Source organism: Pelagicoccus sp. SDUM812002, assembly GCF_031127835.1.
Lineage (GTDB): Bacteria > Verrucomicrobiota > Verrucomicrobiia > Opitutales > Opitutaceae > Pelagicoccus.
The window spans coordinates 45,208-71,086 of the sequence record NZ_JARXHX010000020.1; the positions used below are offsets into that span (position 1 = coordinate 45,208).

Consider the following 25,879-nt stretch of genomic DNA (forward strand, 5'->3'; position numbering starts at 1 on the left):
GTCGTTACTCGAACGCAGCATATCGCTACGACGCGAGGTTACTTTTCCTGCGCGGCCGTTCGGGGGATCACTAGTCGACCAAAGTGAGCGAATAGCTACGCGGTGGCACTTCGTTCGCAGCGTAGATCTTGTCTTCGAATTCCATGGCTAAAGCTTCAAGTTCCTTGAGCGTCGAATAAAACGAATCCATTTCCGCATCGTAGCTTGCCTTGCGGGGAGTATAGTCTGGATGGGCCTGGCTTTCCTCTAGCCAACTTTCCTCCGACCGCAGCTTAACCTTACGACTGAGCCAAAGATCACGCATCGGTTTTATCGCCTGCTCGTTGCGATCCTTATTTAGGGTCGCGACCGCCATAGCCTGTTTGTACTGAGGAGCGTGAGCCAAAGCATGTAGCTCGATCCCCATCGCCAACTGGACGTCGGAATAACGGCCGATCGGAACAAGATCTATGTTCAGCTCGTATTCGCCTTCCTTTAGGCCACTTACCTGCAGGCTTTCCCGGCTGAAACGTTCAGCAGCGTTCACTAACTCGAATCCCTCGTGAGCAGAGTAAGGCAATACCCATGGCAAGGCTGTCGCTGTAAAGTCGAAACTAACGTGTCCCTTTTTGGAAACGAGGTTTTCGATTAAGCCGTTCGCATCCGATTTTTCGATACGTCCCTTTCTGTTCAGAGAAATCATTATTTCTGATACCGGCTCGATCTTAAAGGCATCCTGTAACATAGCTGTCGCCATCACGACATGCCCCTTTGCTTCCGGATGCACCGCGTCTTTAGCAAGCGTGAAGGACGGATCCTTCCGTCGTTGGGCAAAGGTCAAGCGACGCATCGGGGTCGCCATGTCCACGAAATTGAAGCCGCCTAGCTGGGCCCGCTCGGCTACCCATTCAGAGTAGAAAGCCAACACAGGGGGATAATAATCCCGCATCTCATCACGCGTATTTACCCAATGCGCGGCATTTTCGTACAGGCGAACAGAGCGCGTATCAAAATAGGTCGGACCCATGGGGATCACTTCTGATATATTTCCCAACTGATCTAACAGTTGCCCCATCCCAATTTCGTACCGCGAAAAGATTTCGTGGTCGAAGTATCGGTAACGTCCATCGTTCATGCCCAAGAGCACGGATACATAGTCCGCCTCGAAAACTGCCACTTCTTCTTCAAATCGCAGCAAAGCGTCACCCACCTGATCTCCACTCACGCCCGCATTGCGAAAGTGGATACGCTTATGAGGATAGCGTGTGTAGAAATAGGTCTCAACATACTGCGAATAGAGACATTGATGAGTGATGCTATCTCCAAGAAAGATGAAAGTATCCCCATCCTCCAACTCCACTAATTCAGCGAATGGGCTCGGTGACTTCTCCGAGGCGGCGTAAGCGGGCATAAGCCCCGAGAGGCCAAAGCACAGGAAAAACAAGGGGAAAGCTCTCAACATATGAGTCCGAACTATTGGAAATCCTCGCAAAACAACAAGACTGCAAAGCGGTCAAATTTCGCTTCCGAGCCGACGAACGCGGGCTACTTTCTGGAGGGCACAATCCACTGTTCGAGGATAGCGACGAGGTTATCCTTCGAAATCGGCTTCGTGATATGGCCGTCCATTCCCGCTTCTATGCACTTTAAGCGATCAGACTCCATCACGTTGGCTGTGACTGCGACAATTGGCACATTCGGACGAAGCGTTCCCGTGCTCTTTTCACGTATAAGCCGCGTCGCCTCCATCCCATCTAGGATGGGCATTTGCATGTCCATCAATACAAGGTCGTAGTTCGTCTTCTTGAGCATCTCAACAGCCTCTTCGCCGTTGTTCGCAATATCGCAAGAGATCCCGAACTTCTTCAATATTCCTCTAACGACGATCTGATTCGTAAGCGTATCCTCCGCCACCAAAACCTTCGCACCAAAAGAAGAAAAGCCGTACGCAACGTTGTTCAATTCGCTCGGCAGCCGCTCTGCAGCAGGGCTGCCAGCCTGCGACGGAAGCCTCTCGGGAGGGCCCGGAGTTATCTCTTTCGAGACACTTTCCGGTTGCTGGACTTGTAAGCCAAAACAAGCGGTAAACCAGAATTCCGATCCTGGTCCTCCGATCTTGGATACAGTAGAAGAAGCGATAGGACTGACCACCCCAGTCTCTCCACCCAACAGCTCCGCCAGTTGCTGCGAAATGGCTAAGCCCAAGCCGGTACCGCCATACTTTCGCGAATGAGAGGCGTCGAGCTGCGAGAATTTACTAAAGAGTTTATCTCTCCGATCTGCAGGAATGCCGATGCCAGTGTCTTTAACCGAAAAGCGTAGCTTGACCAGCAACCCAGAGGGTTCTCCGAGGGAAACTGAAGTGAACACTTCTCCCTCATCCGTGAACTTGATAGCGTTGCCAACCAAGTTCACCAACAATTGCCGTAAACGACCGGGATCGCCATGCAATAGGACTGGCACATCCACGTCCGTTCGGTAAACGGTCCCCAGTCCTTTTTCGGAAGCTCTCAAGGCGAAGGATCCTGCAACCTCGTCCAAGATTGTTCGCAAATCGAAATCGATCTTCTCGATTTCCAACTTTCCGGCTTCGATTTTCGAGAGATCTAGAATGTCATTGAGAATTGTGAGGAGCGACTCGCTGCTGCTTTTTATGCTTCTGACATGTCGAAGCTGCTCTTCTTCAAGCTTTGTATCCAAGAGCAACTCCGCTAAACCGATAACCCCACTCATGGGCGTCCTAATCTCGTGGCTCATGTTGGCCAAAAATTCCGACTTTGAATCGTTCGCCACTTCTGCTGCATCCCGAGCCGCCACTAAGCTTGCTTGCGCCCCTCGCAAAGAGGTAGCCGTTCCATTGAAAAACTCGGCAAGCTCCGAAAGTTCGTTTTTCCCCGTGACTTCGATTTGTGAGTCTAAGTCACCCTTTTTAATCGAGCGCATCCCGTCTTCTAGTGCCCCAATCTGATGGGCGATACTTCGAATTACACGAGCCACAAGCAAGAAGCCAATTAAAGACCCCACGACCCCTAAGTAGAGTGCAGTCTGGCTCATTTCAGCCAAGTCTTCCGAGACGGTTTGCCGGTAGGACTCGCTCTGCTTTTCAAAGTCGTAAAGCAACCCCGTCACGCTGAGTTCGATGAGGGAGCTCACTTCCTCCAACTCTCGATTTAGAACGGAGATGCGCGACTCAACTTCCTGCTTTGCGCCCTCTTCCTCTAAAAGAGGCACGGTATCCAATATTTCCACTGCTAGGTCCAATTGTTGCACCATCAAGGTTTCGAGTCTCAGCTCGCGACTCGTTACGCTCTCGGAACGTGCGATAGAGAATTCCGCCTCACTCAGCGACGAATTGATAAAAGGGATCTCCACCTCGACGAGCCCTTTCAGGCGCGAGCTTTCACTGAAGCTGAAACGAACGTAGTTGTTGATCCGCTTGGCCAGCAAAAGCCGCAGCTCACTGTTCGCCTGTTTCATTTGCCGCAACAAGTCGACAACCGGCTTGATTTCATTCTCGTAAGTGGCGAAATTCTCCTTCGCTTCGGACGCAACGGCTCGGTTGTACCAAACGATGGATACAACAATGCAAAGCATTAGGCTGTAGACGAGATAAAGCTTGGAGCGAATTTTCATAGGCAACTACCGCTTTACCTTCTGGATAACCCCCGCTCCCTTGACCGTGTAAAGAGAGAAATAGATGCCTCGCGATGTGCCATCTTTCATCACAGCGATATTTCCGCAAACTCCTTTGAAAATAGTTAATTTCGTGAAGCGAACGTTTCAACCAAGATACCAAAGTCTCACCCTTTCTTTGTTCTCCATTTTGTAAGATGCTGAGAATCATGCTTGTCGCATCGTAGGCTTGCATAGGCGGCCAAACCGAAAATGGCTCCTCACCATAGTTCAATCGATAGCGATCGAGGAATTGCCGAGCGAGTATGTAGTTTCCATCGTTTGGGGTAAAAAAAGAAAATTCGGTTCCTTTAAGAGCTCCTTCCGAATTTTCGTAGTATCCTTCTCCCAACGTCGTCGTGGAAGCAAAGAACGGAACTTCCATTCCGAGCTCTCGCGCTTGCTTCATGGCATAGCCGAGGTTCTTGTATCCAAAAAACGCTAGCGCATCGCAGCCATCCTCTTTGAACTCCTCCAGCGACTCCATGAAATCCACCTTCGAAATATCAACCGGGAGTATCTCGACCTCAACCCCTCGTCGCTGCAGCAACTCGGAGAAGGCATCTGAAGAGATCGTCATAAACGAATTCGTAACGTAAAACCCACGCACACGTTTCTTTCCCAATTCGACCACTCGAGAAGCTACAACTTGAGCAGTCTCCTCCGTCTTCTTGCCGATCACAAAGGTGTTCTCGTTCATCGTCGAAAGCAGCTGGTCATTGTTCAACGAGTTGACAAGCAAGACGCCATCCGCTTTCACCTTTTCTTGCAGAGCGATCGTGCCATCAGTATGACTGATGAGCAGAATATCGATACCATGTTCCCGTCTCAGCTTGTCGTATAGCGTCACTGCATTCGCTCCATCCCAACCGTCATCCTCGAAAGCGAATGTCACAATCGGATCGTCATCGGCGCGGGTTTCGTTGTATTCTTGGATCGCCAAAGCAATAGCCTTGGACGGGGCCAATCCTAAATCAACAGCGTTGCCAGACAAGGGTCCAATGAAACCGATGTTGATCTCTTCTCTAGGCTCAGGAGAGCAGGAAGAAAGCAGCACGGTTAAGGTTGCGAGTAAGGCAAAGGGGTAGAAGACACATCGCATTTTCGTTAAGAGCATCATAACTAGATTTGCCTCTGCAAACAAACGGAACCTACCATCGGATACCGGTAATGCATATCCAACGCAAGGTTATCCTTAGACGAGTATTTGTATTCAGTGATCCGATACTCTTTATTAGAATTCAAGCCACTCAAAAGCCCCCGCTCAGGATGCTTTTCGCATACGATCGGAGAATATGCAAAGGGAGCATGCAAGTTTTCGGTGAAGCAAAAACTCATCTAACTGCTAGGGACCTGTGTGTTTGACTTGAGCTGTGCACAGAGAAACCTGCACAAAGACTTCCGCGAGTCTATCGCCTCAGGCAGATCGTCAGGCTTTTCATTAAAATTTACCAGCCTGCCCTCAGGATTATCCTATTTTCCCGTACTGCCGAAACCACCGCTGCCGCGCGTAGTTTCGCTTAACTCATCTGAAAGCGAGTAGGAGATAGGCGAGCAATCGGGGAAGATCAGCTGAAACAAGCGAGTCCCTGCTTCTACGACAAACGGCTCGTTTTTGATATTGTCCACCGCCGCCATGATCTGCCCGCGATAGCCACCGTCGATCAGACCGATGGAATTCGCCATGCGCAACGGCGTCTTGGAGATCGAAGAACGCGGAATAAGGAAGTACGCCTTCCCGTTAGCCGGTTGGCAGGAAATGCGGAATTCGATGAACTTCGTTTCACCTGGTTCTACCCGCAGGTCCTCGATCGTATACAAATCCAAGCCTGCATCCCCATCGTGGAAGTGGCCGTGGTTTTGGTAACGCTCTCTCGCTGCGTCGTTGAGTGGCTTGATTAGGAGGTTTGCAGAGGTCTGAGACATGCCCGCAATACGAGGGCAACAGACCGGGGTGGCAAGCTCGTAGCTAGCGTCCCTAAAATCAGGGATTTGTTAAAGCCCTCGGGGTGCAACCCCATCAGTTTCGTCTTCAAAATCGAAACAGTCGTTTCGCAAACTGTATCCACGAGCTCCCTATCTCAGCGTTATGGGAAAAGCCGAAGAATGGCGGTATCGATCTATATTGTTCGGTGATGCTGGTATGAAACCGAAATCACGCCTCCGGAGAAGGCCATAACATTTCTACTTTAAATTGCGCTCGGCAAAAACGTGATACAGCGTCAGAACACCAATCAATAGCTTAGCTAATCTAACGTAAACAAGCGTATCCCTCAATATCCCCCTTATGAAACGTAGAGACTTCCTCCGTAACGGACTGCTCGCAGGAGCAGCCATCGCTTCCGGCCCCATATTCTCACCTCGCCTTTACGCAAACCACCACCAGATGCCGAAGTTCAAACTTCGTTACGCCCCTCACCCCGGCATGTTCAAGGCTTCTGCGGGCGACGACATTATAGACCAAATCAAGTTCGCCGCCGACCAAGGCTTCACCGCTTGGGAAGACAATGGCATCAGCGGGAGGCCGGTTGAGCTACAAGCCAAGATTGGCCAAACCCTAGACTCCCTCGGCATGAAAATGGGCGTATTCGTCGCCTACGCCAGTTTCGACAAACCCACCTTTACCCGACCCGACTCCGACTCAACACAGGAAATCCTATCCAATATTCGTAACGCGGTCGAAGTCGCGAAGCGAGTTAACGCAACCCACTTCACCGTAGTTCCGGGATCCGTCGACCAGCAACACACTGACCAAGATAAATGGAACAAATACGGAGGGCCGCGCTTGTCCGAGGGCTACCAAACTGCGAACGCGATTGATATGTTGCGCCGCTGCGCCGAGATCCTAGAGCCACACGACCTAGCCATGGTACTGGAACCGCTAAACTGGCACGCCGACCATGGAGGCGTCTTCCTGGAGCGCTCCGATCAGGCCTACGCCATCTGCCGCGCCGTCGACAGCCCTGCCTGCAAGATCCTCTTCGACATCTACCACCAACAAATCGCGGAAGGAAATCTGATCCCGAACATCAAATCCTGCTGGAGCGAGATCGGCTACTTCCAAGCAGGTGACAATCCGGGACGTAAAGAGCCCGGCACCGGAGAAATCAATTACCGCAACGTCTTCGAGTATATTCACGATCGCAGCCAAACCGAAGGCAAGGATTTCGTCGTCGGCATGGAGCACGGTAACTCGATAAAGGGGGAGGAAGGCGAACAAGCCGTCATAAAGGCCTACCGCCAAGCCGACTCCTATTAGCGCCCTTGGGGCGACGGTCGAGTACCTCGCCCCCTACCACGGCCAAGACAGTTAAACTTGAGACCGCACAATACGGAACGTCTCGTCTACTCGCTATCCGCTGGCACCAAGCGACTCGCAAGGATCGAACCCACGAACCATGCGACCATGCCGATCGTCATGTAGAGCTTCACATCCTCAAGCTCCATCTTATCGATGAAGTAGAGTATAGAGGGAAGGATTGTGAGCAATAGACCGATACGTCCCAAGGTTTTGAATACTGTGTTCATATTGATATTCGTTTTCGTTTCAGTCGACGGGTTTAGGCTCTTCTCGATTTCATGCTGAAGAGCAAGTAGAGACCCCCACATGCCAGCCAACAGGGCATGGTCAAAAACCAAGGTGACACGCCCTTTACTTGGATGAAGTAAAGAGCAATTCCGATAGGCAACACCCATGCCAAAAGCACGGCCAAGTTAAACGAGCCTTTATATGCCAGTCCGTGCAAATCAACCGCATCTCCCCTGGTCCGGAAATACCAGTTGAAGAAGATGATCGCTCCGATGGGAGCCAAGATCATCCCATAGAGACCCACGAAATCGAGGAGCATAAAAGCGAAAGCGGGGAAAACTCCCGCCACCGTCGCTAACGCCCCTGCCGCCAGTGTTCCTGCCCTTCTAGATATCGAGGGCACCATCGCCTGGAACGCCAAACCTGCGCGATAGATCGTAGGATTCGCCGTCGTCCATCCAGCCACGATTACACAAACAATGCCTGCAAGACCCACTACGCTATCCGCCATCGGGCCAGGAACGGGACTCGCATCCTGAGTGAGCTTGATTTGAGCCGCCAACATGAAAGCTGCAGCGATCCAAGCCACGTAGTGGCCAACGTACATTCCGGCCGAAGTCGCCCAACCGTAGCTGCTTTTCTTCGCGAAGCGAAACACTGACAAGTCCGCCATTCCCATGTGCATGGCGGCATTACACAACCAGCTGAAGAAGACAACGCTCCAGAACCCCATGGAGGATTCAGCTTTTCCTTCTTGGGCAAAAGCGATCGAGCTCGTCCACAACACGTTCAATTCATCCCAGCTAGAAACATCGACCTGCTTGAACGCGACTAATCCGCAAGCGACAAATACGAGCACCATCCAAGGTGCTGCGATATTCGCGAACTTCGCCACCATGTCGTATCCAAGAGTCGCTACCACCGCGATTAGAGCCCCTACTCCCAGGGCCACCAATACGAACATAACACTATTTGGATACACCGCATCGATGGTCGGCATTTCCATGTTAAACGGGATTCCCACCGCCGTCGCGGAGACAGTCACCATCGCTCCAGCTAAGAAACAGAAGAGAACCCCATTCGCCAAATTGTACACCTTGACCAATCCTCCTCCCGCAATCTTCTCTAGATGAAAATAGAGCGTAAGCCGAGCCTTGGTAGCAATCGGTGCGCAAACGAAGCGCCAGCTAAGAACCGCTAGCATATTTCCCAAGAGCAGGCCGATGAAAACATTTTGCAACGTCACGCCGTTGAGAAGGAAAAGCGGCCCAATCATGAACTCGGTGCCGGCCGCATGCTCGCCTGCATACATTCCCCAGAACTTACCCGCACCTTTGTGCGACTTCTTAGGCACGGGTTGACGTTCGTATTCGCTGGTTGCTGAGTCGTTACTCGAAGCGGCAACTACTTTTGAGGGATCGGCAGTGGTCATAGGCAGAACAAGGGATTTGGGGTGCAGGGTTTTGGGGTGAGCTATTCAGGTACCTGTAGACGGATCAATGAACAAGCAAATCAAACCGAAGCAAGAGGCATAATCAGCCGCAAAACGACCAAAGTTTACGCGTACAGTCAAAAAAGTTATTTGAAAGTTAGCTCGACCAAGTACTCGCCACTCGCGACACCTTCCAAAAACAGGACACCAGATTGTTCAACGTAAGGACTCGCCTCTCCGTTGACCTTTAGCGACTCAAGCTTGCTCCCGTTGGGAATCTTAAGCGATACAGTCGGCTCCGTGTTGCCCGGGATAACGAGCTTCACAGTCATCGACGCTCCCAGTACTTGCTTAATCGATACATCGACAGGGCCTCGTATTGTTGGCACGCGGCCTTCAGCGAGCTCTAATGATCCCGGCCGCGGAGCAATCAACATTCGCTCAAAACCCGGCGTGATAGGGCGCACCCCCAAGAGGAAACGGGCGATCGCGTTGCCAGGCGCTGCCCCCCAAGCGTGGTTCCAGTCTTGGTTCGGCTTAAAGGAGTCGTCCCAAGCCTCCAAGGTTATCGTCGAACCAACCGCCAACATGTTTTGCCAGCTACGAACGCCCTTCATCGTCATGAGCCGGAGGGCCGCATCTTCTCGGCCTCCTTGGTAAAGAGCTTCGAGCAAGTACTGGGCCGCATACACGCTACAAGCCAGATCCTTTGATACGATATAGTCGGATACGCTTTCGGAATGTTCCTCGGGAACGAGACCAAAAGCTAAGGGAAAAAGGTTCGCATGAAAGGCTGAGTGCTCGGTCCCTTCCCCATCGAGATAAAGCCCCTTCTCTTCGTCGAAGAGCAAGTCATTAAAAGTGTCATAGAATCCGATAGCTCGTGCCTCGTAGTCGCTGGCATCGTCCTCTTTTCCCAGAGCTTTGGCCATTTCGGCCATCTGCAAAAGGTTAAGGTAATGGAAAGCATTCACAACCGTATTCACTTCTTTAAATACATAGCCATCGCGCTCCACCGGTGGCCAATCCACAATATCTGCAGACCGCCCCGGCCGCTTTCCGTGGTCCTCGTACGGGTAGCCAACGAGCAAGCCATCTTCCCTCGCTCGCTCCTCTAAGGTCTTCTCCTTTTTGAGCCGATCGTAGACGCGGCGGATCGAGGAGATATCGCCCGTATACATAAAATCCATGCCTGCCATCATAACAGAGTGTTGCTTCCACTCCGTCGGCCAGGTTTCGAAGTCCATCAGGTATTCATGTGTGTACCGCCCAATCGAATACTCGCTATCCACCGCATAGTGAGAGAGCATGTTTATATACGAATCTGCTTCGTATGGGATGCGCTCGCGATCTCCATCCACATAAACACCGGCGAAGCTGGTTGCCTTCATACTATACTTGCAAAGTTCCCAGAGGGCATCGAGATCCTCGTTCGATGAGCGAAAGAAGGATGCGTATTCATCCCATGGATAATGCAGGGTTATCTGCTTTGCTTCCAAATTGCTGAGCTCGATTCCGTTAGTCTCGATTTCGATATAGCGAAAGGGAGCAATCGTCCCGAAACGTCCAGGTATGGCGATGGCGACTGGCTTGGTATTGCGGAGGTTTCGAGGTGGATGCACTCTATAGACTCCTTTTCCTTCCACCACGTCAGCAGATACTTCGTAATAGCGAACGCTCGAGCTGTCGGGCAGCTCTCTCAAGACGCCTTCAGAGCTACCGCGTTCGCCGAAATGTATTGTCAACTGACCTGCTGCCGACGCTACCAACTCGAGCTCCAAGAAGCCAAAAGCGACCTTTTCGAAATCCAGCAAGTAGCGCCCGGGCTCCAACTCGACAACCGAATGCGGGGCAACTGGCGTCGTTTTCGTCGGATGTTTGGAGGGAGCATCGGCCATTTCAGAAGCCATCGTGAAACGCTGAGCGGCTGACCAATGACCTAGACTTCCTCCCTCAAGTCCCACCCGCACTCGCCATTCGTAAGTTTCATCTGCTTCCAATGGCTGGCCATCGTATTCGATTCCCAATGACGCGGACGACCCGACTTGACCAGAATCCCAAACTCGAGACGCTTCATCCTCTAAACCTCCTGCCGCTCTCGAGACTTGGATGTGGTAAGACGTTTGGACACCTCCTTTTTCGGATACGGGGACCACCCAAGCGAAACGGGGTGTCGGATCGACGATCCTCGACAGTTCCATACCTTTCAACAACTCGCAACGGAGGTCCGAAGGCGGAGGTGTTCCAGCGAACAAACAGGTACCAGAAACGAGAGAAACGTGCAGCAAGAGCAGAAAGAGGTTTTTCATTTAGGAAACAAAAAGGTCGAAATAGCAGCCTTAGTGAAGGCTATCCGGGGAGGTAGCAGAAGTTGGTAACCAGGTGAACCAGTCCATCGTTGCGAGAGCCGGAACCCGATAACAATCACCTGTCAAAAATACGGCGGTGGCAAATCATTCTGCTATGTCCAATCGGATCTTCAGGTCCATCTTGGGAAAATCCCCTTGAACGACCGCTTCGCACGCTCTCGTTTTAGCTTTTATACCCCTTCCGGAACGCTCGCGGTGACATCCCTTGCCTCGCCTTGAAAAAACGCGAAAACGCGAACAAATCGGGAAAGCCCAACTCAGCAGCTAGCTCGGACACGCTTCTATCCGAGTAGGCCAGCAACAACCGAGCTCGCTCCATGCAAACCGCGTCAACCTTCTCCTTGAGGGAAGCACCAGTCTCCTTCTTAAACCGCGCCCGTAAGTGCCCCTGAGTCACACCTATTTCCTCCGCAAGCTCGCCCACTTGCCTTAGTCGCCCCTTCCCGTCGTCGATGATACGCAATACCCGTGAGACCAGCTCTCCGAAGGCCTGCGCTTTCGGTGCGGGCGGCTCCGTATCTGCTTCACTCAAGTGCAGCAGTAACCCTTCCAACACGCGAGCGAGACCCGCCGACTTGCGTCCTGGGGCATGCTCCCCATTTGGAACGAGACCTTCCAGAAGATTTAGAAAACGCATGGTCGTATCGTCGCTTCGGATACGCCCCACCCGCGGCTCCAAATTCCCTTCGCGAAGTTCGTACTTGATCGAAAGGTAGGCGTTCCTCTCCTCCAGATACGCGAAGGAGTGACGCTGCCGAGGAGGAATCAGGTAACAGTCCCCCGCCCGCAAAATTGTTGTTCGATCGTCTACCCGCACCTCGACCGCTCCCGACCGACAAAACTCGATCTGCCAAAATGGATGTTCGTGCCAGCGAAAATGTCGCCCTTTCTCAAAGCAATCCCTTCGGTGATACAACAGACCAATTTCTAGTCGTGTTCCCATCCATCAAAAAATCACCTGAATCTTCGTTTTTGCCAAGTTTTAAGATCATTTGCGCCATTTCCTAAACAAGAGTAACCGTTTATGATAAATTGATGGCACGCACGATGATCCAACCTCCCATGGAATCCTTGACTACCAGGACGCCAACACCCAGCGAATCGCAATCTTGCGCGAGGCCAATAGGATCGAGCTCGCCTACGCCTCAATCCCCGAGCCGGGCCCTGAAGAAATTCGCATCGAAATCAAATGGAGCGGCACCTGGGGCTCTTATGCGAAACCCTTCCAGGCATCATTCGCGCCGCCGAGCTCTCACGTATCAATTACTCCACTACAGTTCTCATAATTGGGCAAGGTGTCAGCGGACATATTCTGACTCAAGTTGTCTCGCTCTTCTCACCCAAGCGGCTGGTTGTCACCGACATCAACCAGAGAAACCTCGACCTCGCCCGTAAATATGGAGCTACCGTCACCTATTTGCTCGACTGCTCCCGAAGCATTCGATCTCCGCTCCGACCCCAACAATGAGACAATCCACGTCCTAATAGACTGCGAACCATGTTCCCCAAATTCTTCCTCTTCCTCCTGAGCTTCCTATTTCCCCTTCGATTCACCCTATGCTTTTATCCGCCGCACCTTCGACCACCCATGAAGATCCTACTCACACTACTCGCCTTGCGCTCTTTAATACTCCTACCCCTATCCGCCGAAACCTACCTCGCTCGCAACAAAGAGGAACTTACTACCCACCTCGAATCCGCTAGGCCCGGCGACACCGTGCAACTCGCTTCCGGCAAATGGGCCAACCTCCAGCTTAACCTCACCCTTAACGGAAGGGCTGAAGCCCCAATCATCATCTCCGGAGCCACCAACGGAAGCACGCTCATAACAAAACGCTCCCATATAGGCATAGCGGGCAAACACATCGTCCTCTCCCACCTCGTCTTCGACCAGGTGGAGCCTCCGGAAAACTCTGAAGCCATCGTTTCCTTCCGCACTACCGGTGGCAACTACGCGTACCACAGTCGACTGCGTCATTGCGTTTTCGACTCCTGCAATCCAGCCGACCCTAATCGCCGCTACTCGTGGGTCCGCCTTTACGGGACCGACAATCGCGTCGACCACAACCTGTTCCGTTCCCAGTCTCACGAAGGCGTCACTATCCAAGTCCGAATCCTCATACCCGGGGCCAAGCACCGCATCGATCACAATCACTTCATGGACCGCCCTAAGGGTGACGGCAACGGATTCGAGTGTATCCAAATAGGTCAGAGCCAAGACTCCATGAGTCTAGGATCCTGCCTCGTCGAAAACAATCTCTTCGAACGATGCGACGGCGAGACCGAAATTATCTCCAGCAAAACCGGAGGAAACGTTATTCGGGGAAACCTTTTCTACGAATCAGCTGGCACTCTGACTCTACGCCACGGAAACGACAATCTAGTAGAAAACAATACCTTCATCGGTAACGGAAAAGCGGATACCGGCGGAGTGCGAATCATCGGCACGGGACATACCGTACGCCAAAATACCTTCGCAGGCCTCACAGGCTACACCGGCGGCGTAATCGTCCTCTATTCCGGCATTCCCGACTCCCCGCTAAACGGCTACTTCGCCGCAGATCGCGCCCTCATCGAAGACAATCAATTCTACAAGTGCCAAGATCCTCACGTTCAAGAAAAGGGCGGTTACAACGAACGTGGCCGCACTATCCTCCCTCAAGACTATCGTATTCATAATAACAACACACTCGATTCACCACCCGACTACAGTGAGTTTCTGCACCGTATGGACGTGGGCCCCGACTGGCAAACCGCCTTCCCTGACCTCGGGGCCCTCAGTCCTCGCCAAATTGCTCGCTTAGTTCGCAGCATCGGCGAGGAGTTTCGTCCACTCTTGCAGGAAACCGTAGCGAGAGCCGACCAGCTTCTCGCCGCCGGAAAGACCTACACTGTGACCTCCAATGAACGCCTCCCCCCGAGCGGCGACATGCGTTCCTACTACAGTACCGGCCCATACTGGTGGAGCAATCCCGACACTCCAGACGGCCTGCCTTACATTCGCCGCGACGGACAATTCAATCCCGAGCGCGACCTAGTTTCTGATCGCCCTCAGCTCCACGCCATGGTGCAAGACACTTGGACCCTCGCCATCGCCTACCTCGCTACCGGCAATCAATCATACGCCCAGCATGCAGAAGCAATCCTTCGCGTTTGGTTCATCGACGACGCCACCCGTATGCTGCCAAACCTCGACCACGCTCAAGCCATCCCTGGCGTGACTGACGGCCGTGGTACCGGAATTATCGACACTCTCGTCTTCGTCGAACTCGTCGATGCCCTGAAACTTCTCGAACTCTCCTTCACCTGGCCTCCTGCCGAACGCCTATCCGTAAAGACCTGGTTTTCCGAATACCTCGAATGGCTCTCCACACATCCCAACGGACTGGACGAACGGGCGGCCAAAAACAATCACGGCACCGCCTACGATCTCCAGCAACTCGCGATCGCCGACTATCTCGGTCGGGTTGCCCTTGCCCGAGAAATTATCGAAAGAGTGAAAACCCAGCGCATCGACAAGCAAATTACCGCAATCGGCGAGCAACCCCTCGAATACGCCCGAACCCGTTCTTGGTCCTACTGTACTGAAAACCTTGAACATTTCGCACGTATTTCGGCCATCGCACTCGACTATCAAGTCAACCTCTTCGAATACCAAAACCCACAAGGCGGCAGCCTCACAAAAGCTCTCGAGCTGCTGCTGCCTCATGCCTGCGATCCGGCAACAAGCTGGCCTGGCAAGCAACTCACCGCATGGCAAAGCGAGTATATTTACACCGCTACGGCCATCGCCGCCAGCATTACCCTAAACCAATCTTTCTCCGAAACTCTCGACTGTATCGAGCCTGCAGAGAACCAACTTCTGTCTCTCCTCATGCTCCAATAGAAACGACACGAATCCAAACCATGCACGGATGTAAGATAAGAGAATTTCTCAGGTGCTTTGGCTGCATCGTTTACGGGAAACAATGACCTACCCTTTCTGATATACCTCGCAAAAAGGAACACTATATAATCCAAGAGTATCGAGTGGCACAGATTACCGATCTCCCCAAACGAGCGAATCTCAAAATCGGCGATGGTCAAATGAAGCACTTCGGAACAGCGCGGATTTCAGGCAGTCGTATCGAAGATGAATTCCTACTACTGTAAATCGTTCCTCACCCTTCTATTCGTAGTTCTATCTACGATACCTTTCTCAGGTGCGCAAGACGACGAGGTTGAAGATCCTGAATATTACACGGAGCTCGACCCGATAACGATAGACGGTCAGTCTGTGGAAGATGCAGGATTTGCTTTCATCGCTAAATTCCGAAAGAAGATGCCTTGGGCTGGAATAAAGACCTTAGTCGTAACTAAGGTCGGCGAAGACTCACCCGCTGCAAAAGCTGGAATACAGAAAGGCGATAAAATTATCAAAATTCGCAATTCCGAAATCGAGGGTATTAAGATCAAGGACCTCCAATACTTGCTTCAAGAGCAGTCGGAAGATGGAAGCATTCCTCTAACGATCATTCCAAAGAAATCAGATGTACCGAAAAACGTGATTTTGGAATTCACTTTCGAGAAAACAAAGAGGCAAAAGAAGGCTGGACAGAAAAGTTCAGCTTACCCCAGCATGTCGACTGAATGATGATTCGAGCAAGCTCGGCTCTCGCCATCTTTCACCCCAGCCTCGGCAAATAAAGAATTGAAAGCGACACCCTATAAACAGTTACACAAAGACGGTAGCGTTTGGGCAGTCGGGCAGCTACTAGATGGGGCAGCAACTGGGTATTGGGAGTGGTTCCGAAAAGACGGGACCAAATCAAGATCAGGACATTTTTGGAATGGTCACCAAGTTGAGGAATGGATCACCTACGACAAGAAGGGCGAAGTCTACAAGGTCACGAAAATGAAGGAGAAATCAACTGGTGAAAAAATCGATTTCTCAAATCCCAATTGCTGAAAGCGAGTTGGGTGAACGAGTCAGCCGATCAATATTGCTTGAATATGCCAATCTGGCAGCACCGTTTAAGATCGGCGATGCAACGCCTCTTGCGCCGTGATACAAATGGCGTAAGATTAAAAGCATGAGAACGCTACTTCCGCTTATTGTCGCATGCCTCGGTGTTTCAGCTCTCGCGTTCCTGCCATACGGTTGGGGGCCGAATCTTGGCCTCTCCTTTGGATATTACGGCGAATTCAACCAAATGAAACAAACCTTCGAGGGGAAAAAAGGACTTCGAGTGAAGGAGTACGGGCAGCACAAGGATGCGTACCTCGAAGGATTCTGGATTTCGGGGATTACCGAAGAAGGTAGAGAATTCACACTCGAAGTAACTGACAGCGCGAAAATTCGGACCCCTCAAGAAAAGGCCAAAGGGATTGTTGTATTCACTGGTGGATACATGAATGGCGTTACCCTATCCTTCGATTCCTCATTCTGGGAAAACTACGGGAAGGAATCGCCGAAACATACAGAGGCGCTCCTTTCAGATATCGACTCTTTTCTAACGAGTTTCGAAGCCTTCCAAACCAAACCCTCTAAGCTACAGTTCGAGGATACTCTCGAATTCGTCAGAATCAGGTACCTAAGAGAAAGCGAAACTACCCTCGCCAACTCAGCCGTGGTCCAGCAAAGATAAAGGCGCAAGGGCTACTCGTCGGCCGAGAAAAGATGAAGTACAAGTTCCCAACGGAGCATGTAGTGCAGGGCAAGCCAGTTACGATCGAAGCTTTTATCGCTCTGCTGATATTCGCCCTACCCATTGCAGCCGTTGCCTTCACCTTCTACTACATCGCGACCAGAAAGAAGGTTTCATCCGGTACGACTTCGAGGGCGAAGCAAAGATAGGTTCCATGCATTCGATCGAAAGCACTCCATGGATTATTTGCGTCACAGCTTACGAAAACGATGTCTACGCGTCCCTTTCGACCTTCGCTTACAGCACGCTCTTTGTTTCCTTGGCGATTTGCCTCGTCGCTGGGATTTGCATATCATGGTTTACATCTACACTAATAAGGCCGATCCATTCGATAATAAACGGTCTCGGTGAGGCGGGGGAAAATATTCGATCAGCATCCCAGCAAGTATCATCAATAAGCCAACTGTTATCAAGCAGCTCGTCCATACAGGCTGCGTCCGTCGAAGAGACCGCGGCAGCAATCGAAGTAATCGCCCAAAAGACTCACAGCAACGCCGATAAGGCGAAGCACGCTCAGACCGAACTAAACAACCGGGCAATCACCAGTCTCCAGTCTGTCAATACACAGGTCGACGAAGCTCGCTTCGCAATTGAAGACACCTCGAACTCCGCGTCCGAAACCCTTAAGGTGGTAAAAACCATCGATGAGATTGCCTTCCAAACGAACCTTCTGGCACTTAACGCAGCCGTAGAGGCAGCGCGGGCAGGTGAAGCTGGATCCGGTTTCGCAGTCGTCGCGGACGAAGTGAGAGCACTAGCGGGCAAAGCCGCTGAAGCTGCAAAACGTCAGGAGAACTCATCAACCGTTCGCACGCATCAGTCCAGCGCGTAGCTAATCTAAACGAACAAATAGCCCACTCCATGCAGGAGAACCTAGATATCTCTCAGGGCCTAGCTCGCAGCATGGTTGAAATTTCGCATGACTCGAACGATCAAGCGCGAAACATTGAGGAAATCAGCGTTTCGATGTCGAACATCGACCGCAAGACACAAGAGAACGTAGCAAGCTCAGAAGAGAGTGCAGCCGCAGCTGAGCAACTCTTCGCCCAAGCTGAGCAAATGAACGAGTTCATGCAAAAGCTACAATCTGTGCTCGATGGCAATGCTCGGACGGAATCGTTTTCGAACGGCGAACTCAATGACCGCGCTAGCTCCGCAACGTCACCTCGGTGCATAGGCGATTCTCGAATGAACACCTTCGCTCCATTCAACTGAAGAAATGCCCATCGCCCCTTTTATTTTACGATGAAAGAATTCTACACGGGCATGCTCAAAAGAAGCTGCTCCCTACTGACCCTCACGTTTGCATCCGCTCTAATAGCTGCAGAATCATGGCCACCCAAAGTGGAATACGATCTCTCCACGACACTGCTCGTGATGGGCCGAAACTACGGCGATGGTATCAGCGGATCCTCCGCATCCGCATCGGTCAGCGTAGCCGCGCATTCAGAACTTACAGAGACAGTAGGCTTTGGACTTAAGTCTATTCACGTCGAAAACCTATTTGAAAACGGAAAAGAGAACGCTGCGTATTGGCTTTCCAATGACAATTCCACGTCCTTGAGCGAAGCATTTCTTAGCTATCGTTTCCAAAGCGCCTACCGGAGAAACACGGAGCTTACGATAGGACGTAGGGAGCTGAGCTACCCTTTCCTCCCCGCCTATAAGGTCAGACATCAAGCTCAATCCTTAGAAGGTGCGTTCGTCTCAACAAATCTCCGCGACGAAATCTCCGTCGACATCGGTCACATCGAACGCTACAGCTCCTGGCCCTCTCGCGAAGATGGCTCATCAGCGCTCGACACCTCCTTCAAGAAATTAGGGGAAAGATTGGGACACAGTTCGGCTCGATCCGGCGTCCAATTTGTATCCACTCGCTTCGAACAAAAATCGCTATCGGTCGATCTATACGACTACTACGCCGAAGGTCTCTATAACAACGCCGGCTCAAAGCTCACTTACGCCCTCCCAATCGGAAAAGGTGATGGGCAATGGTTTACCTCCTTTCACGTAATCGATCAAAACGGGAGCAGTTCTCTAGCGAATCATTCCGCTAATTCCCTAGAGGTTAACCTCCGATACAAGTGAAACGCCTTAACCGTAGACACAGGATGGACCCGAGTATCCCGTTCGGATTCACTACTTGTTCCCTTCCGAACGACCTACGTCAATGATGCGACCTTGCTCTGGTATACCAATCAATTCGAAGCGGGCACCCAAACCTTTCACGCCAAGGCAGTTTACGCAAAGAACCGCTGGACGATGGCTGCAGTGCTACTCCATGCGTCCCATCTAGATCGTAGGACCGAGAGTGAACTCGATTTAGTCGCTAAACGGAAAATCAGCGAAAAGCTAAGCCTGTGCCTAAAATCAGGATACGGTAGATGCGTCTTCGACGAAGAAAACCGACATCATAGATCAGCCACCGACTTGAGGCTCTTCCTCGACTATACTCTATAAAAAGAGATTAGACGCTATGCCATCTATTGACCTAGTCAAATATCCAAAGCAGTCCCAGATGGGACATTCAATCGCCTACCGCTGAACCGAAAGTCGAAAGAACTGTGCTCCAACTGGTAGCGGTTCTTCATGAACTCCCGCAGCGCCTTCGAGCAAAATCGCCCATTGCTCCAGGTCTTCCGCATGCTCCAGTGCCCATGGAAAACTCGGGGATTCCTCCCATTCAAACTTTAGCGAATTTTCCGTTTTCTCGAACCACAGCCGAGCGGTAGCTCCGTTTGTCCGTTTCAAGAGTTGATCCTGGTAGAGGGAGGCAGGAACGAGCGTATCGCCCAAGCCCTCGCCTTCAACAAAGTCCAATGGATTCGTGCGCATATCCGAGTTCGGGCGTTTTTCGCTGAGACGTACTCCTGAGGCTTCCCCTCTCGTACCGATTACATACCCTTGGCCATACTGCTGGCTATGCACGACATAGTCAGCGCTCTCATGATACGCAACACCCTCGATATTCCAATACACACATTGGCTGGAGCTAATTCCGTGCTCTGGGCTGCTCCCTGAATCGCCACGATACGCCGCCTCAAGATACGAACGTTCAAGACGATTGCCGTCAAAGAGGTTCGAATGGCTAAAAATGCCGTGGTGGTCGCTCCCCCTGCCAGCAGTCGATTGCACAACCGTATCCGCCAACTGTATACCGCTATCATGGTCGTAGCAACGGGTAACCACATTCCCCGAGTTCTGCATTCGCCACATCACAAAGCCGTGCCGACTGTGGCCGACTTCACATTCAGCTATCAAACTCTCTGAAGCAGCGTTCAATCGAATCATGTATCCATTTCCGCCACCACCACCGTACTGGGCATTAAGGAAACGCAGCCGATATAAGGTAACGTTTCTGCACCAATCGAGCAACACCCCATTGGAGAGGGAATGGACATCATTATCGTTTCCTGGATTGTAGGAACTCACATTTTGCATCCACCCATCCACCACGCTTCTCATTTCAATTAGATAGGAATCATGGGCGTCATAGGCTGCAGTACCCGGCACAGAGTAGTCCGATTCTTCCCACCCTGTCTTAGTGATCCGCTTGTTTCCGATCGAGAAGGCTTCCAAAGCCACATCAGAAAGATGAGATTCGGTTTTGTATACAACAGCACCGTCGCGAGTCTTAAGAGACCAACGTGTGGGGATATCAATTTCGATCAAATTGTCGGCCTCCTCAACTGCGGTTACTTGACGCAGATAGAGCAGCCCGCGAAGAGAGTCGATGGTATCCGTCCAATCCACACCATCGAGCCCCGGACCCATGTTTAAATCTTGTATGAACGCTTCTGTTGCTGGGTTGTGCACTACGATCCAGTCTCCGACAGCGAGCCCATCAATGGTGGCGAGCTGTAAAACCCTGGTTGGTCCCAGTTCATCCCTTGCTAGGGGAATAGGTTCGGATCGTTGAGCCGTCCAGCCAGCCGATTCGGGTGAACGAACGCGGATAACACGACGATGCCGCATTTCGGTTGATGTATTGAAGAGGTAAGTACGGCCGACTCCTTCACCCCTTAAAACGATGTTCGAAGATTCAATCAGTAGGCACTGATCTTGCCCTTCGGGAATGGATAGACGATAGCTCCCTTCCGGAAGCAAAATGACACCGCCACCACTCTCTTTGGCTGCATCGATCGCTTCCTGAATCGCGAGCGTGGAATCCTTCGTGCCAGTCGGGTCCGCACCAAAAGCCTCGACCACGTCGAAAACGGCCGCTCCATCCGCACTTAGCGAGGCTGATCCCATGCGATAACCTGCATAGGATAAATCTTGCAGGAAGGAGTCCGTCTCAAAATCGAGCCCATCCTCGCTAGCAGGAGGTCTCCAATCTTCGGGATACAAAATCGACCGCCACGGCTCTTGAGCTCGCAATCCAGCCGATGCGAATGCGAAAAACGCCAGAAGGGTAATATTGGCCGCAAAGTGTGAGATAGTACGCACTCCCATAGCCAAAGCGCTACTATCTCCATTGGCAGTAATAATTATTAACTACATCTTTAAAAAACTGTCAAAAGCACCGTGGCAAATAGCTTACGTCCGCAGAGCGGGCAGATTGGTTATCATTTAGGTTGAACGAAACGAAGAATCTAAGCGAAAAAGCCCGCCAATCCGAAGATTGGCGGGCGGGCGAGTCTAGCTACCGCTAGTTAGACAACAATGAGAGAGCATCAAAAGCTCTCCAATCAGCTACGCATTTTCCTATGAATCAATTCTAGGGCAAAACAATTCATCACAAAATAACACTTCTACCCTCTTAGTGGGCGCGAAGTCTTGTGCTTGAACGTTCGACGTACAAACCTAAGGCTGAATGTCGCTGAGTAACCGGCCCACCGATAAAACTAAGCATGATTTCCAGCGAAACCAAAATCCGCCTCAATAATGGAACCGAACTCCCGCTCTTCGGATTTGGAGCCTACAAAGTAGACGAGGAGGAGTCAGGCGAGGCAGCCCTACTGTCCGCGCTGGCATGCGGCTACCGCCACATCGACACCGCATCGATTTACGGTAACGAAGAACTCGTCGGAAATGCGCTGCTCCGCTCGGGCTTAAACCGATCAGAAGTTTATCTAACCACTAAACTCTGGCTGGACGAACAGGGAGAGAAGGAAACGCCAGACGCGCTCGAGAGAAGCTTACGAAAGCTGAAGACCGACTATGTGGACCTCTATTTGATGCACTGGCCCCACCCAGATTCGACACGGCTGCAACCCTGCTGGGAATCGATGCAATCACTCCTCCAGTCCGGAAAATGCAAGGCTATCGGCGTCAGCAACTTCTCCGAAAGGCGGTTGAGCGAGCTATTCGAAATCAGCGAGTTCCGGCCAGCGGTCAACCAAGTGGAGTTCAACGTTTTTAACTCCCGCTCCGAACTAGAATCCTTTTGCCGCGCCGCAGGAGTCGTCTTGCAATCCTACAGCCCCCTTGCCCGCGGACAAAAGCTGGACCACCCTCTACTTAGGAGCCTGGCCGAAACCTACCAGAAGACCGAAGCTCAAGTGATGCTGCGATGGTGTGTCCAACTCGGAGTGCCAATCATACCCAAATCTTCGACCCCCAAACGGATACGGGATAATGCAGATATATTCGACTTTGAACTGAAAGAGGAGGAAATGGCACAGCTCGAACAACTCAACGAAAACTTCGAAGTCTCTGATTGGGTACCGGACCCTGACAATTGGTACTGAGCAGGGCAGCGAAAACCAAACAGACACAAAAAAGCGGCTTCGTACGAGACGAACGCCGCAAATTTCGGGATGTGAGTTCTTGCGGATCTATCTAGCCCTTGAACTTGAACGGAACTTTGATGCTGCACTCGATGGGGCTGCCATTGAGCTGGGCAGGATTGAACCGCCATTGCTTGATAGCCTCTAGGACAGGCTGTTCCAGAGACGCGTCCGTAGACTTGTCGATCGCAACAGACGCGACGCTTCCGTCGACCGAAATGGTGACGATTGCCATAGCCATTCCTTCAATCCCGTTTGGATTGGCAGGAGCCACGCTCTTCTTCACAGAAGGTTGCACGTCCCATTTGGCGTCTGAAGCAGAGACCGTGTTTGCCGCCAAGGCCGCACACACGAGAATTAGAAGGCTTGTTATGCTAGATTTGAATCTTTTCATTGTTTCTATGATCAACGGGCTAGCCCGTTTAGACACATCTCCAGAAGATTTACTTCTTCTAGGTTTGCGTGCTGTAAGTCCTTCTTAACGGTTGCTGTCTCGAAAACCGAAACTAAAACTCAAGGTTTCCTTGAATCCTATTCCACTTCATTTTGTTTTTACACAACCTGCGGACCCGAAGATAAATACAGGCCTTCATGGCCGGAGAATCCTCCATCGATATCCTTAAACGACCCCTTTTTTAACCATAAAACTCCTCACACAGCAACTAGCTGATTTATCCCAAAACCGTAATGAGACCCCTAACTCTCGCACTAATAGTCGCTTGCGCGATCGCTAATCCACTCGGAGCTAAGCTTAGCGTCCCCAACGTATTCACCGATCACATGGTCCTGCAACGCGACCAAGCCAACCCGATCTGGGGAAGTTCAACTCCCAACGATGATATAACAGTAACGCTGGCTGGGAATGTCATTTCAACCAGAGCTGACAGAGATGGCAGCTGGAGAGCCAAGCTCCCCCCGCTACCAGCAGGAGGCCCTCACACCTTGAGCATTAAGGGAAGCGATTTCATTGAAATCAACGATGTCCTCGTCGGAGAAGTTTGGTTCTGCTCCGGCCAATCGAATATGGAATGGCCACTTATAAGTTCCTACGGAGCCGAGGTGGAAATCGCCGCTGCGAACCAACCTCAGATCCGACTCCTCTCGGTTGAACGCAACGGGGCCGACACTCCACAGGAAGATATCGATGGTGTATGGCAAGTGTGCTCGCCAGAAACCGCGCAGCACTTTTCAGCCATCGGCTACTTTTACGGCAAGACGCTAAACGACGCCCTCGACGTCCCCATCGGCCTGATCGACAACGCCTGGGGTGGCTCCATGGCTGAGAGTTGGATCCCCTTAGACACCTTGGCTGCGGACGAGCGGTACGCTCCCCTGCTCGAACATTGGGAGGAACGACTCGCGAACTTTGACGAGGAGGCCTATGAAGCCTTTCTGCTAGAGTTCAAGGAGTGGGAAGCGGCAGGATACCCTCAACCTGGACTCAATTGGAACAATACGGTGCACCCAGTCACTGGACAGCATCGCCCCGCCAATATCTACAACGGCATGGTGCATCCATTCACTGGGTACGGAATTCGTGGGGTCATCTGGTATCAGGGCGAAAGCAACGGCGGACGAGCCGACCAATACAAACACCTCTTTCCTCTTCTCGTCGAAACCTGGCGCGACAAATGGGGCCAAGGCGATTTCCCCTTTTATTGGGTACAGCTTGCCGACTACGGTTCGGAAGCGAATGAACCGGGCGAAAATGGCTGGGCGGAGCTACGGGACGCCCAGACGAGTTCCATGGATTTACTCGCGAACTCAGGACAAGCAGTCATCATCGATATCGGCGAAGGACGCGACATCCACCCGCGAAACAAGATGACCGTTGCCAATCGACTAGTGCGTTGGCCGCTCGCCAAGGACTACGGATTCGATATTGCGTATCAAAGTCCTCGATACAAAAGCATGGAACTCGACGGAAATAAAATCCGTATCACCTTCGACCACGTGAGCGACCAGGGTCTCTACAGCTTCGACACCACCGAAATAAAAGGCTTCAGCATCGCGAGCGATGATCAGAACTTCGTCTGGGCCGAAGCCAAAATGGTCGATAAGAATACTGTCGAGGTTTGGTCCAAAGAGATCGAAGCACCCACCGCCGTTCGCTACGGATGGGCCCAAAATCCGGTAGTCAACCTCTACGACCGAAACGGCCTTCCCGTCACCCCTTTCCGCACAGACAGCTGGAAATTGCAGTCCGACGGCAAGGCGATCGACTAAGCATTGGACGCGGGAAGTGCGTCTGGACCTACTAGGAGCGTGCTTTATCAGCAAGTTGCTGAGCTTTCAAGGAAAGCTCAGCAGCCTTAAAGGCATGGGCCTGAGTCATCGCGTGCTCCGTACGGTTTAGGCAGTCGAGCACGAATTTCCCGTAGAACGGGTAGCCAACTTTGCCGGCGCAATCGATCATCTTTTCGGATTCCTGATCCACTAGGTAGATGTGATCGCCGCCGCCCTTCACAATATCGCGGTACTTGCGAATCTCCAGATAACCGTCCGTACCCAAAACAAAAGTGCGGCCGTCGCCCCAAATTTTGGAACCGGCCGGATTGAACCAATCGAGACGGCAATAAGCGCTGGCCCCTGTGTCTAGCGTAAGGCTCGCTTCACCGAAGTCTTCCAGACCAGGATGGTTGGGATTTCCCAAATTGTCTACACGGGCAAAGTTGACGACGCCGTCTGTCGCGCCCGTGTATTCGAGAAACTGCTCACATTGGTGGGAACCAATGTCGGTGAGAATCCCGCCATAACGCTGCTTATCGAAAAACCAGTCTGGGCGCGTGTGGGCCGCTAGATTATGAGGGGCAAGGTTTAGCACTTGCAGCACACGACCGATCGCTCCCCCTTTTATCAGCTCGCCTGCGTACCAACCCGACTCGCTTGAGAGACGCTCGCTGTAGCAAACCATGTAGCGCTTTCCAGTCTCATCGGTCTTAGCCTTTGCGAGATCCAATTGCTCGAGGCTGGTGACAGGACACTTGTCAGTAAAATAGTCCTTCCCTGCATCCATGACTTGGATACCAATTTCGCAACGTAGGTTTGGAATGGCGGCTGCCGTGACGAGCTTCACCTCCGGAGCGTCCAAGATTTCCCTAAAATCGCTAACCACCTTAGCCTCTGGGTGAGCTTTTAGCACGCTCTCGTAGCGTTCCGCCTGCGGTTCGTAAATGTAGCCTAACGTCCCGCCTACACTGGCGAGGCCTTCGATTTGGCCATAGATATGCCCATGATCAAAAAACGCGGCGGCGAATACGAATTCGCCAGTTTCTACAACTTTCTCGTTCCCCTTGAATTCAGGGGCATAATTCATTCCGTCTCTACTCATGGGTATATTCTTTTACTGAAAAGGTAGGTCTTAAGTGCATCCTCTTTCACATTGTTCACACGTAGAAGCTACTCTTGGCAACCCTATCGTTCGCTAACCCCTAACACGATTTGGATTTCTTCTCACAAGCAATCGCCAAATGGTGCCC

General features: G+C 51.7%; 22 protein-coding genes. 11 read left to right on the top strand and 11 right to left on the bottom strand.

The window, feature by feature from the left end; genetic code table 11:
• Window positions 1-70 precede the first annotated feature (70 nt).
• The 4 genes from QEH53_RS20180 to QEH53_RS20195 all read right to left on the bottom strand — a co-directional run bounded on the left by QEH53_RS20180 (window position 71) and on the right by QEH53_RS20195 (window position 5,577).
• On the bottom strand, window positions 71-1,390 hold the full coding sequence (locus QEH53_RS20180; RefSeq protein ID WP_309025030.1) for an SGNH/GDSL hydrolase family protein: 1,320 nt from the start codon (window positions 1,388-1,390) through the stop codon (window positions 71-73).
• Between the two features lie 134 nt (window positions 1,391-1,524).
• Window positions 1,525-3,606: a response regulator gene (locus QEH53_RS20185; protein WP_309025064.1), complete on the bottom strand. Its 2,082-nt coding sequence runs from the start codon at window positions 3,604-3,606 to the stop codon at window positions 1,525-1,527.
• Window positions 3,488-4,708: an ABC transporter substrate-binding protein gene (locus QEH53_RS20190; protein ID WP_309025031.1), complete on the bottom strand. Its 1,221-nt coding sequence runs from the start codon at window positions 4,706-4,708 to the stop codon at window positions 3,488-3,490. The genes QEH53_RS20185 and QEH53_RS20190 overlap by 119 nt, the downstream gene beginning before the upstream one ends.
• A 416-nt stretch (window positions 4,709-5,124) precedes the next feature.
• Window positions 5,125-5,577, bottom strand: coding sequence for a hypothetical protein (locus tag QEH53_RS20195; protein WP_309025032.1), 453 nt, complete (start codon window positions 5,575-5,577; stop codon window positions 5,125-5,127).
• A gap of 361 nt (window positions 5,578-5,938) precedes the next feature.
• Here QEH53_RS20195 and QEH53_RS20200 point away from each other — a divergent pair, with 361 nt between their 5' ends.
• Complete coding sequence (locus tag QEH53_RS20200) at window positions 5,939-6,910, top strand: TIM barrel protein (RefSeq protein ID WP_309025033.1); 972 nt, start codon at window positions 5,939-5,941, stop codon at window positions 6,908-6,910.
• An 86-nt stretch (window positions 6,911-6,996) separates the two neighbouring features.
• Here the strand turns inward: QEH53_RS20200 and QEH53_RS20205 are convergent, their stop codons facing one another.
• The 4 genes from QEH53_RS20205 to QEH53_RS20220 form a co-directional block, all read right to left on the bottom strand.
• On the bottom strand, window positions 6,997-7,179 hold the full coding sequence (locus tag QEH53_RS20205) for a hypothetical protein (protein ID WP_309025034.1): 183 nt from the start codon (window positions 7,177-7,179) through the stop codon (window positions 6,997-6,999).
• A gap of 32 nt (window positions 7,180-7,211) precedes the next feature.
• Window positions 7,212-8,612: a hypothetical protein gene (locus QEH53_RS20210; protein ID WP_309025035.1), complete on the bottom strand. Its 1,401-nt coding sequence runs from the start codon at window positions 8,610-8,612 to the stop codon at window positions 7,212-7,214.
• Window positions 8,613-8,758: 146 nt separating this feature from the next.
• Entirely contained in the window at window positions 8,759-10,921 is a 2,163-nt protein-coding gene (locus tag QEH53_RS20215) for an alpha-L-rhamnosidase C-terminal domain-containing protein (protein WP_309025036.1), read from the bottom strand.
• A gap of 223 nt (window positions 10,922-11,144) precedes the next feature.
• Window positions 11,145-11,924: an AraC family transcriptional regulator gene (locus QEH53_RS20220; protein WP_309025037.1), complete on the bottom strand. Its 780-nt coding sequence runs from the start codon at window positions 11,922-11,924 to the stop codon at window positions 11,145-11,147.
• Between the two features lie 246 nt (window positions 11,925-12,170).
• Between QEH53_RS20220 and QEH53_RS20225 the strand changes: the two genes are divergently transcribed.
• The 8 genes from QEH53_RS20225 (at window position 12,171) to QEH53_RS20260 (ending at window position 18,756) form a co-directional block, all read left to right on the top strand.
• Window positions 12,171-12,449, top strand: a complete 279-nt coding sequence (locus QEH53_RS20225; protein ID WP_309025038.1) for a hypothetical protein — start codon at window positions 12,171-12,173, stop codon at window positions 12,447-12,449.
• Between the two features lie 120 nt (window positions 12,450-12,569).
• Window positions 12,570-14,867: a chondroitinase-B domain-containing protein gene (locus tag QEH53_RS20230; RefSeq protein ID WP_309025039.1), complete on the top strand. Its 2,298-nt coding sequence runs from the start codon at window positions 12,570-12,572 to the stop codon at window positions 14,865-14,867.
• A 246-nt stretch (window positions 14,868-15,113) separates the two neighbouring features.
• Window positions 15,114-15,614: a PDZ domain-containing protein gene (locus QEH53_RS20235; protein WP_309025040.1), complete on the top strand. Its 501-nt coding sequence runs from the start codon at window positions 15,114-15,116 to the stop codon at window positions 15,612-15,614.
• A gap of 439 nt (window positions 15,615-16,053) precedes the next feature.
• On the top strand, window positions 16,054-16,608 hold the full coding sequence (locus QEH53_RS20240) for a hypothetical protein (protein ID WP_309025041.1): 555 nt from the start codon (window positions 16,054-16,056) through the stop codon (window positions 16,606-16,608).
• A gap of 32 nt (window positions 16,609-16,640) precedes the next feature.
• Entirely contained in the window at window positions 16,641-16,817 is a 177-nt protein-coding gene (locus tag QEH53_RS20245) for a hypothetical protein (RefSeq protein WP_309025042.1), read from the top strand.
• Window positions 16,818-16,822: 5 nt separating this feature from the next.
• Complete coding sequence (locus QEH53_RS20250; protein ID WP_309025043.1) at window positions 16,823-17,500, top strand: methyl-accepting chemotaxis protein; 678 nt, start codon at window positions 16,823-16,825, stop codon at window positions 17,498-17,500.
• A gap of 29 nt (window positions 17,501-17,529) precedes the next feature.
• Complete coding sequence (locus QEH53_RS20255) at window positions 17,530-17,883, top strand: hypothetical protein (RefSeq protein WP_309025044.1); 354 nt, start codon at window positions 17,530-17,532, stop codon at window positions 17,881-17,883.
• Between the two features lie 30 nt (window positions 17,884-17,913).
• Window positions 17,914-18,756 (top strand): OprD family outer membrane porin, encoded by an 843-nt coding sequence (locus tag QEH53_RS20260; protein ID WP_309025045.1) that lies wholly within the window; start codon window positions 17,914-17,916, stop codon window positions 18,754-18,756.
• A gap of 447 nt (window positions 18,757-19,203) precedes the next feature.
• On the opposite strand, the gene QEH53_RS20265 is transcribed toward QEH53_RS20260, so the two are convergent.
• Window positions 19,204-21,117, bottom strand: a complete 1,914-nt coding sequence (locus QEH53_RS20265) for a glycosyl hydrolase family 28-related protein (protein WP_309025046.1) — start codon at window positions 21,115-21,117, stop codon at window positions 19,204-19,206.
• 404 nt (window positions 21,118-21,521) lie between these two features.
• On the opposite strand from QEH53_RS20265, the gene QEH53_RS20270 reads away from it, so the two are divergent.
• Complete coding sequence (locus tag QEH53_RS20270; protein ID WP_309025047.1) at window positions 21,522-22,361, top strand: aldo/keto reductase; 840 nt, start codon at window positions 21,522-21,524, stop codon at window positions 22,359-22,361.
• A 91-nt stretch (window positions 22,362-22,452) separates the two neighbouring features.
• Here the strand turns inward: QEH53_RS20270 and QEH53_RS20275 are convergent, their stop codons facing one another.
• Window positions 22,453-22,794, bottom strand: a complete 342-nt coding sequence (locus tag QEH53_RS20275; RefSeq protein ID WP_309025048.1) for an energy transducer TonB — start codon at window positions 22,792-22,794, stop codon at window positions 22,453-22,455.
• A gap of 293 nt (window positions 22,795-23,087) precedes the next feature.
• Between QEH53_RS20275 and QEH53_RS20280 the strand changes: the two genes are divergently transcribed.
• A complete protein-coding gene (locus tag QEH53_RS20280; RefSeq protein ID WP_309025049.1) occupies window positions 23,088-24,626 on the top strand; it encodes a sialate O-acetylesterase in 1,539 nt (512 codons plus the stop codon).
• A 31-nt stretch (window positions 24,627-24,657) separates the two neighbouring features.
• On the opposite strand, the gene QEH53_RS20285 is transcribed toward QEH53_RS20280, so the two are convergent.
• The gene (locus tag QEH53_RS20285) at window positions 24,658-25,731 is read right to left on the bottom strand and encodes a Gfo/Idh/MocA family oxidoreductase (RefSeq protein ID WP_309025050.1); all 1,074 of its coding nucleotides are present in this window, start codon (window positions 25,729-25,731) and stop codon (window positions 24,658-24,660) included.
• Between the last annotated feature and the right edge of the window lie 148 nt (window positions 25,732-25,879).

Excerpts from the sequence above, each read along its gene's own strand:
- QEH53_RS20200 (WP_309025033.1), top strand. The coding sequence starts at position 5,939 with ATGAAACGTAGAGACTTCCTCCGTAACGGACTGCTCGCAGGAGCAGCC.
- QEH53_RS20220 (WP_309025037.1), bottom strand. The coding sequence starts at position 11,924 with ATGGGAACACGACTAGAAATTGGTCTGTTGTATCACCGAAGGGATTGC.
- QEH53_RS20235 (WP_309025040.1), top strand. The coding sequence starts at position 15,114 with ATGAATTCCTACTACTGTAAATCGTTCCTCACCCTTCTATTCGTAGTT.
- QEH53_RS20195 (WP_309025032.1), bottom strand. The coding sequence starts at position 5,577 with ATGTCTCAGACCTCTGCAAACCTCCTAATCAAGCCACTCAACGACGCA.
- QEH53_RS20250 (WP_309025043.1), top strand. The coding sequence starts at position 16,823 with ATGCATTCGATCGAAAGCACTCCATGGATTATTTGCGTCACAGCTTAC.
- QEH53_RS20225 (WP_309025038.1), top strand. The coding sequence starts at position 12,171 with ATGGAGCGGCACCTGGGGCTCTTATGCGAAACCCTTCCAGGCATCATT.
- QEH53_RS20245 (WP_309025042.1), top strand. The coding sequence starts at position 16,641 with ATGAAGTACAAGTTCCCAACGGAGCATGTAGTGCAGGGCAAGCCAGTT.
- QEH53_RS20280 (WP_309025049.1), top strand. The coding sequence starts at position 23,088 with ATGAGACCCCTAACTCTCGCACTAATAGTCGCTTGCGCGATCGCTAAT.
- QEH53_RS20205 (WP_309025034.1), bottom strand. The coding sequence starts at position 7,179 with ATGAACACAGTATTCAAAACCTTGGGACGTATCGGTCTATTGCTCACA.
- QEH53_RS20285 (WP_309025050.1), bottom strand. The coding sequence starts at position 25,731 with ATGAGTAGAGACGGAATGAATTATGCCCCTGAATTCAAGGGGAACGAG.
- QEH53_RS20270 (WP_309025047.1), top strand. The coding sequence starts at position 21,522 with ATGATTTCCAGCGAAACCAAAATCCGCCTCAATAATGGAACCGAACTC.
- QEH53_RS20275 (WP_309025048.1), bottom strand. The coding sequence starts at position 22,794 with ATGAAAAGATTCAAATCTAGCATAACAAGCCTTCTAATTCTCGTGTGT.
- QEH53_RS20210 (WP_309025035.1), bottom strand. The coding sequence starts at position 8,612 with ATGACCACTGCCGATCCCTCAAAAGTAGTTGCCGCTTCGAGTAACGAC.
- QEH53_RS20255 (WP_309025044.1), top strand. The coding sequence starts at position 17,530 with ATGCAGGAGAACCTAGATATCTCTCAGGGCCTAGCTCGCAGCATGGTT.
- QEH53_RS20180 (WP_309025030.1), bottom strand. The coding sequence starts at position 1,390 with ATGCCCGCTTACGCCGCCTCGGAGAAGTCACCGAGCCCATTCGCTGAA.
- QEH53_RS20215 (WP_309025036.1), bottom strand. The coding sequence starts at position 10,921 with ATGAAAAACCTCTTTCTGCTCTTGCTGCACGTTTCTCTCGTTTCTGGT.
- QEH53_RS20260 (WP_309025045.1), top strand. The coding sequence starts at position 17,914 with ATGAAAGAATTCTACACGGGCATGCTCAAAAGAAGCTGCTCCCTACTG.
- QEH53_RS20230 (WP_309025039.1), top strand. The coding sequence starts at position 12,570 with ATGAAGATCCTACTCACACTACTCGCCTTGCGCTCTTTAATACTCCTA.
- QEH53_RS20240 (WP_309025041.1), top strand. The coding sequence starts at position 16,054 with ATGAGAACGCTACTTCCGCTTATTGTCGCATGCCTCGGTGTTTCAGCT.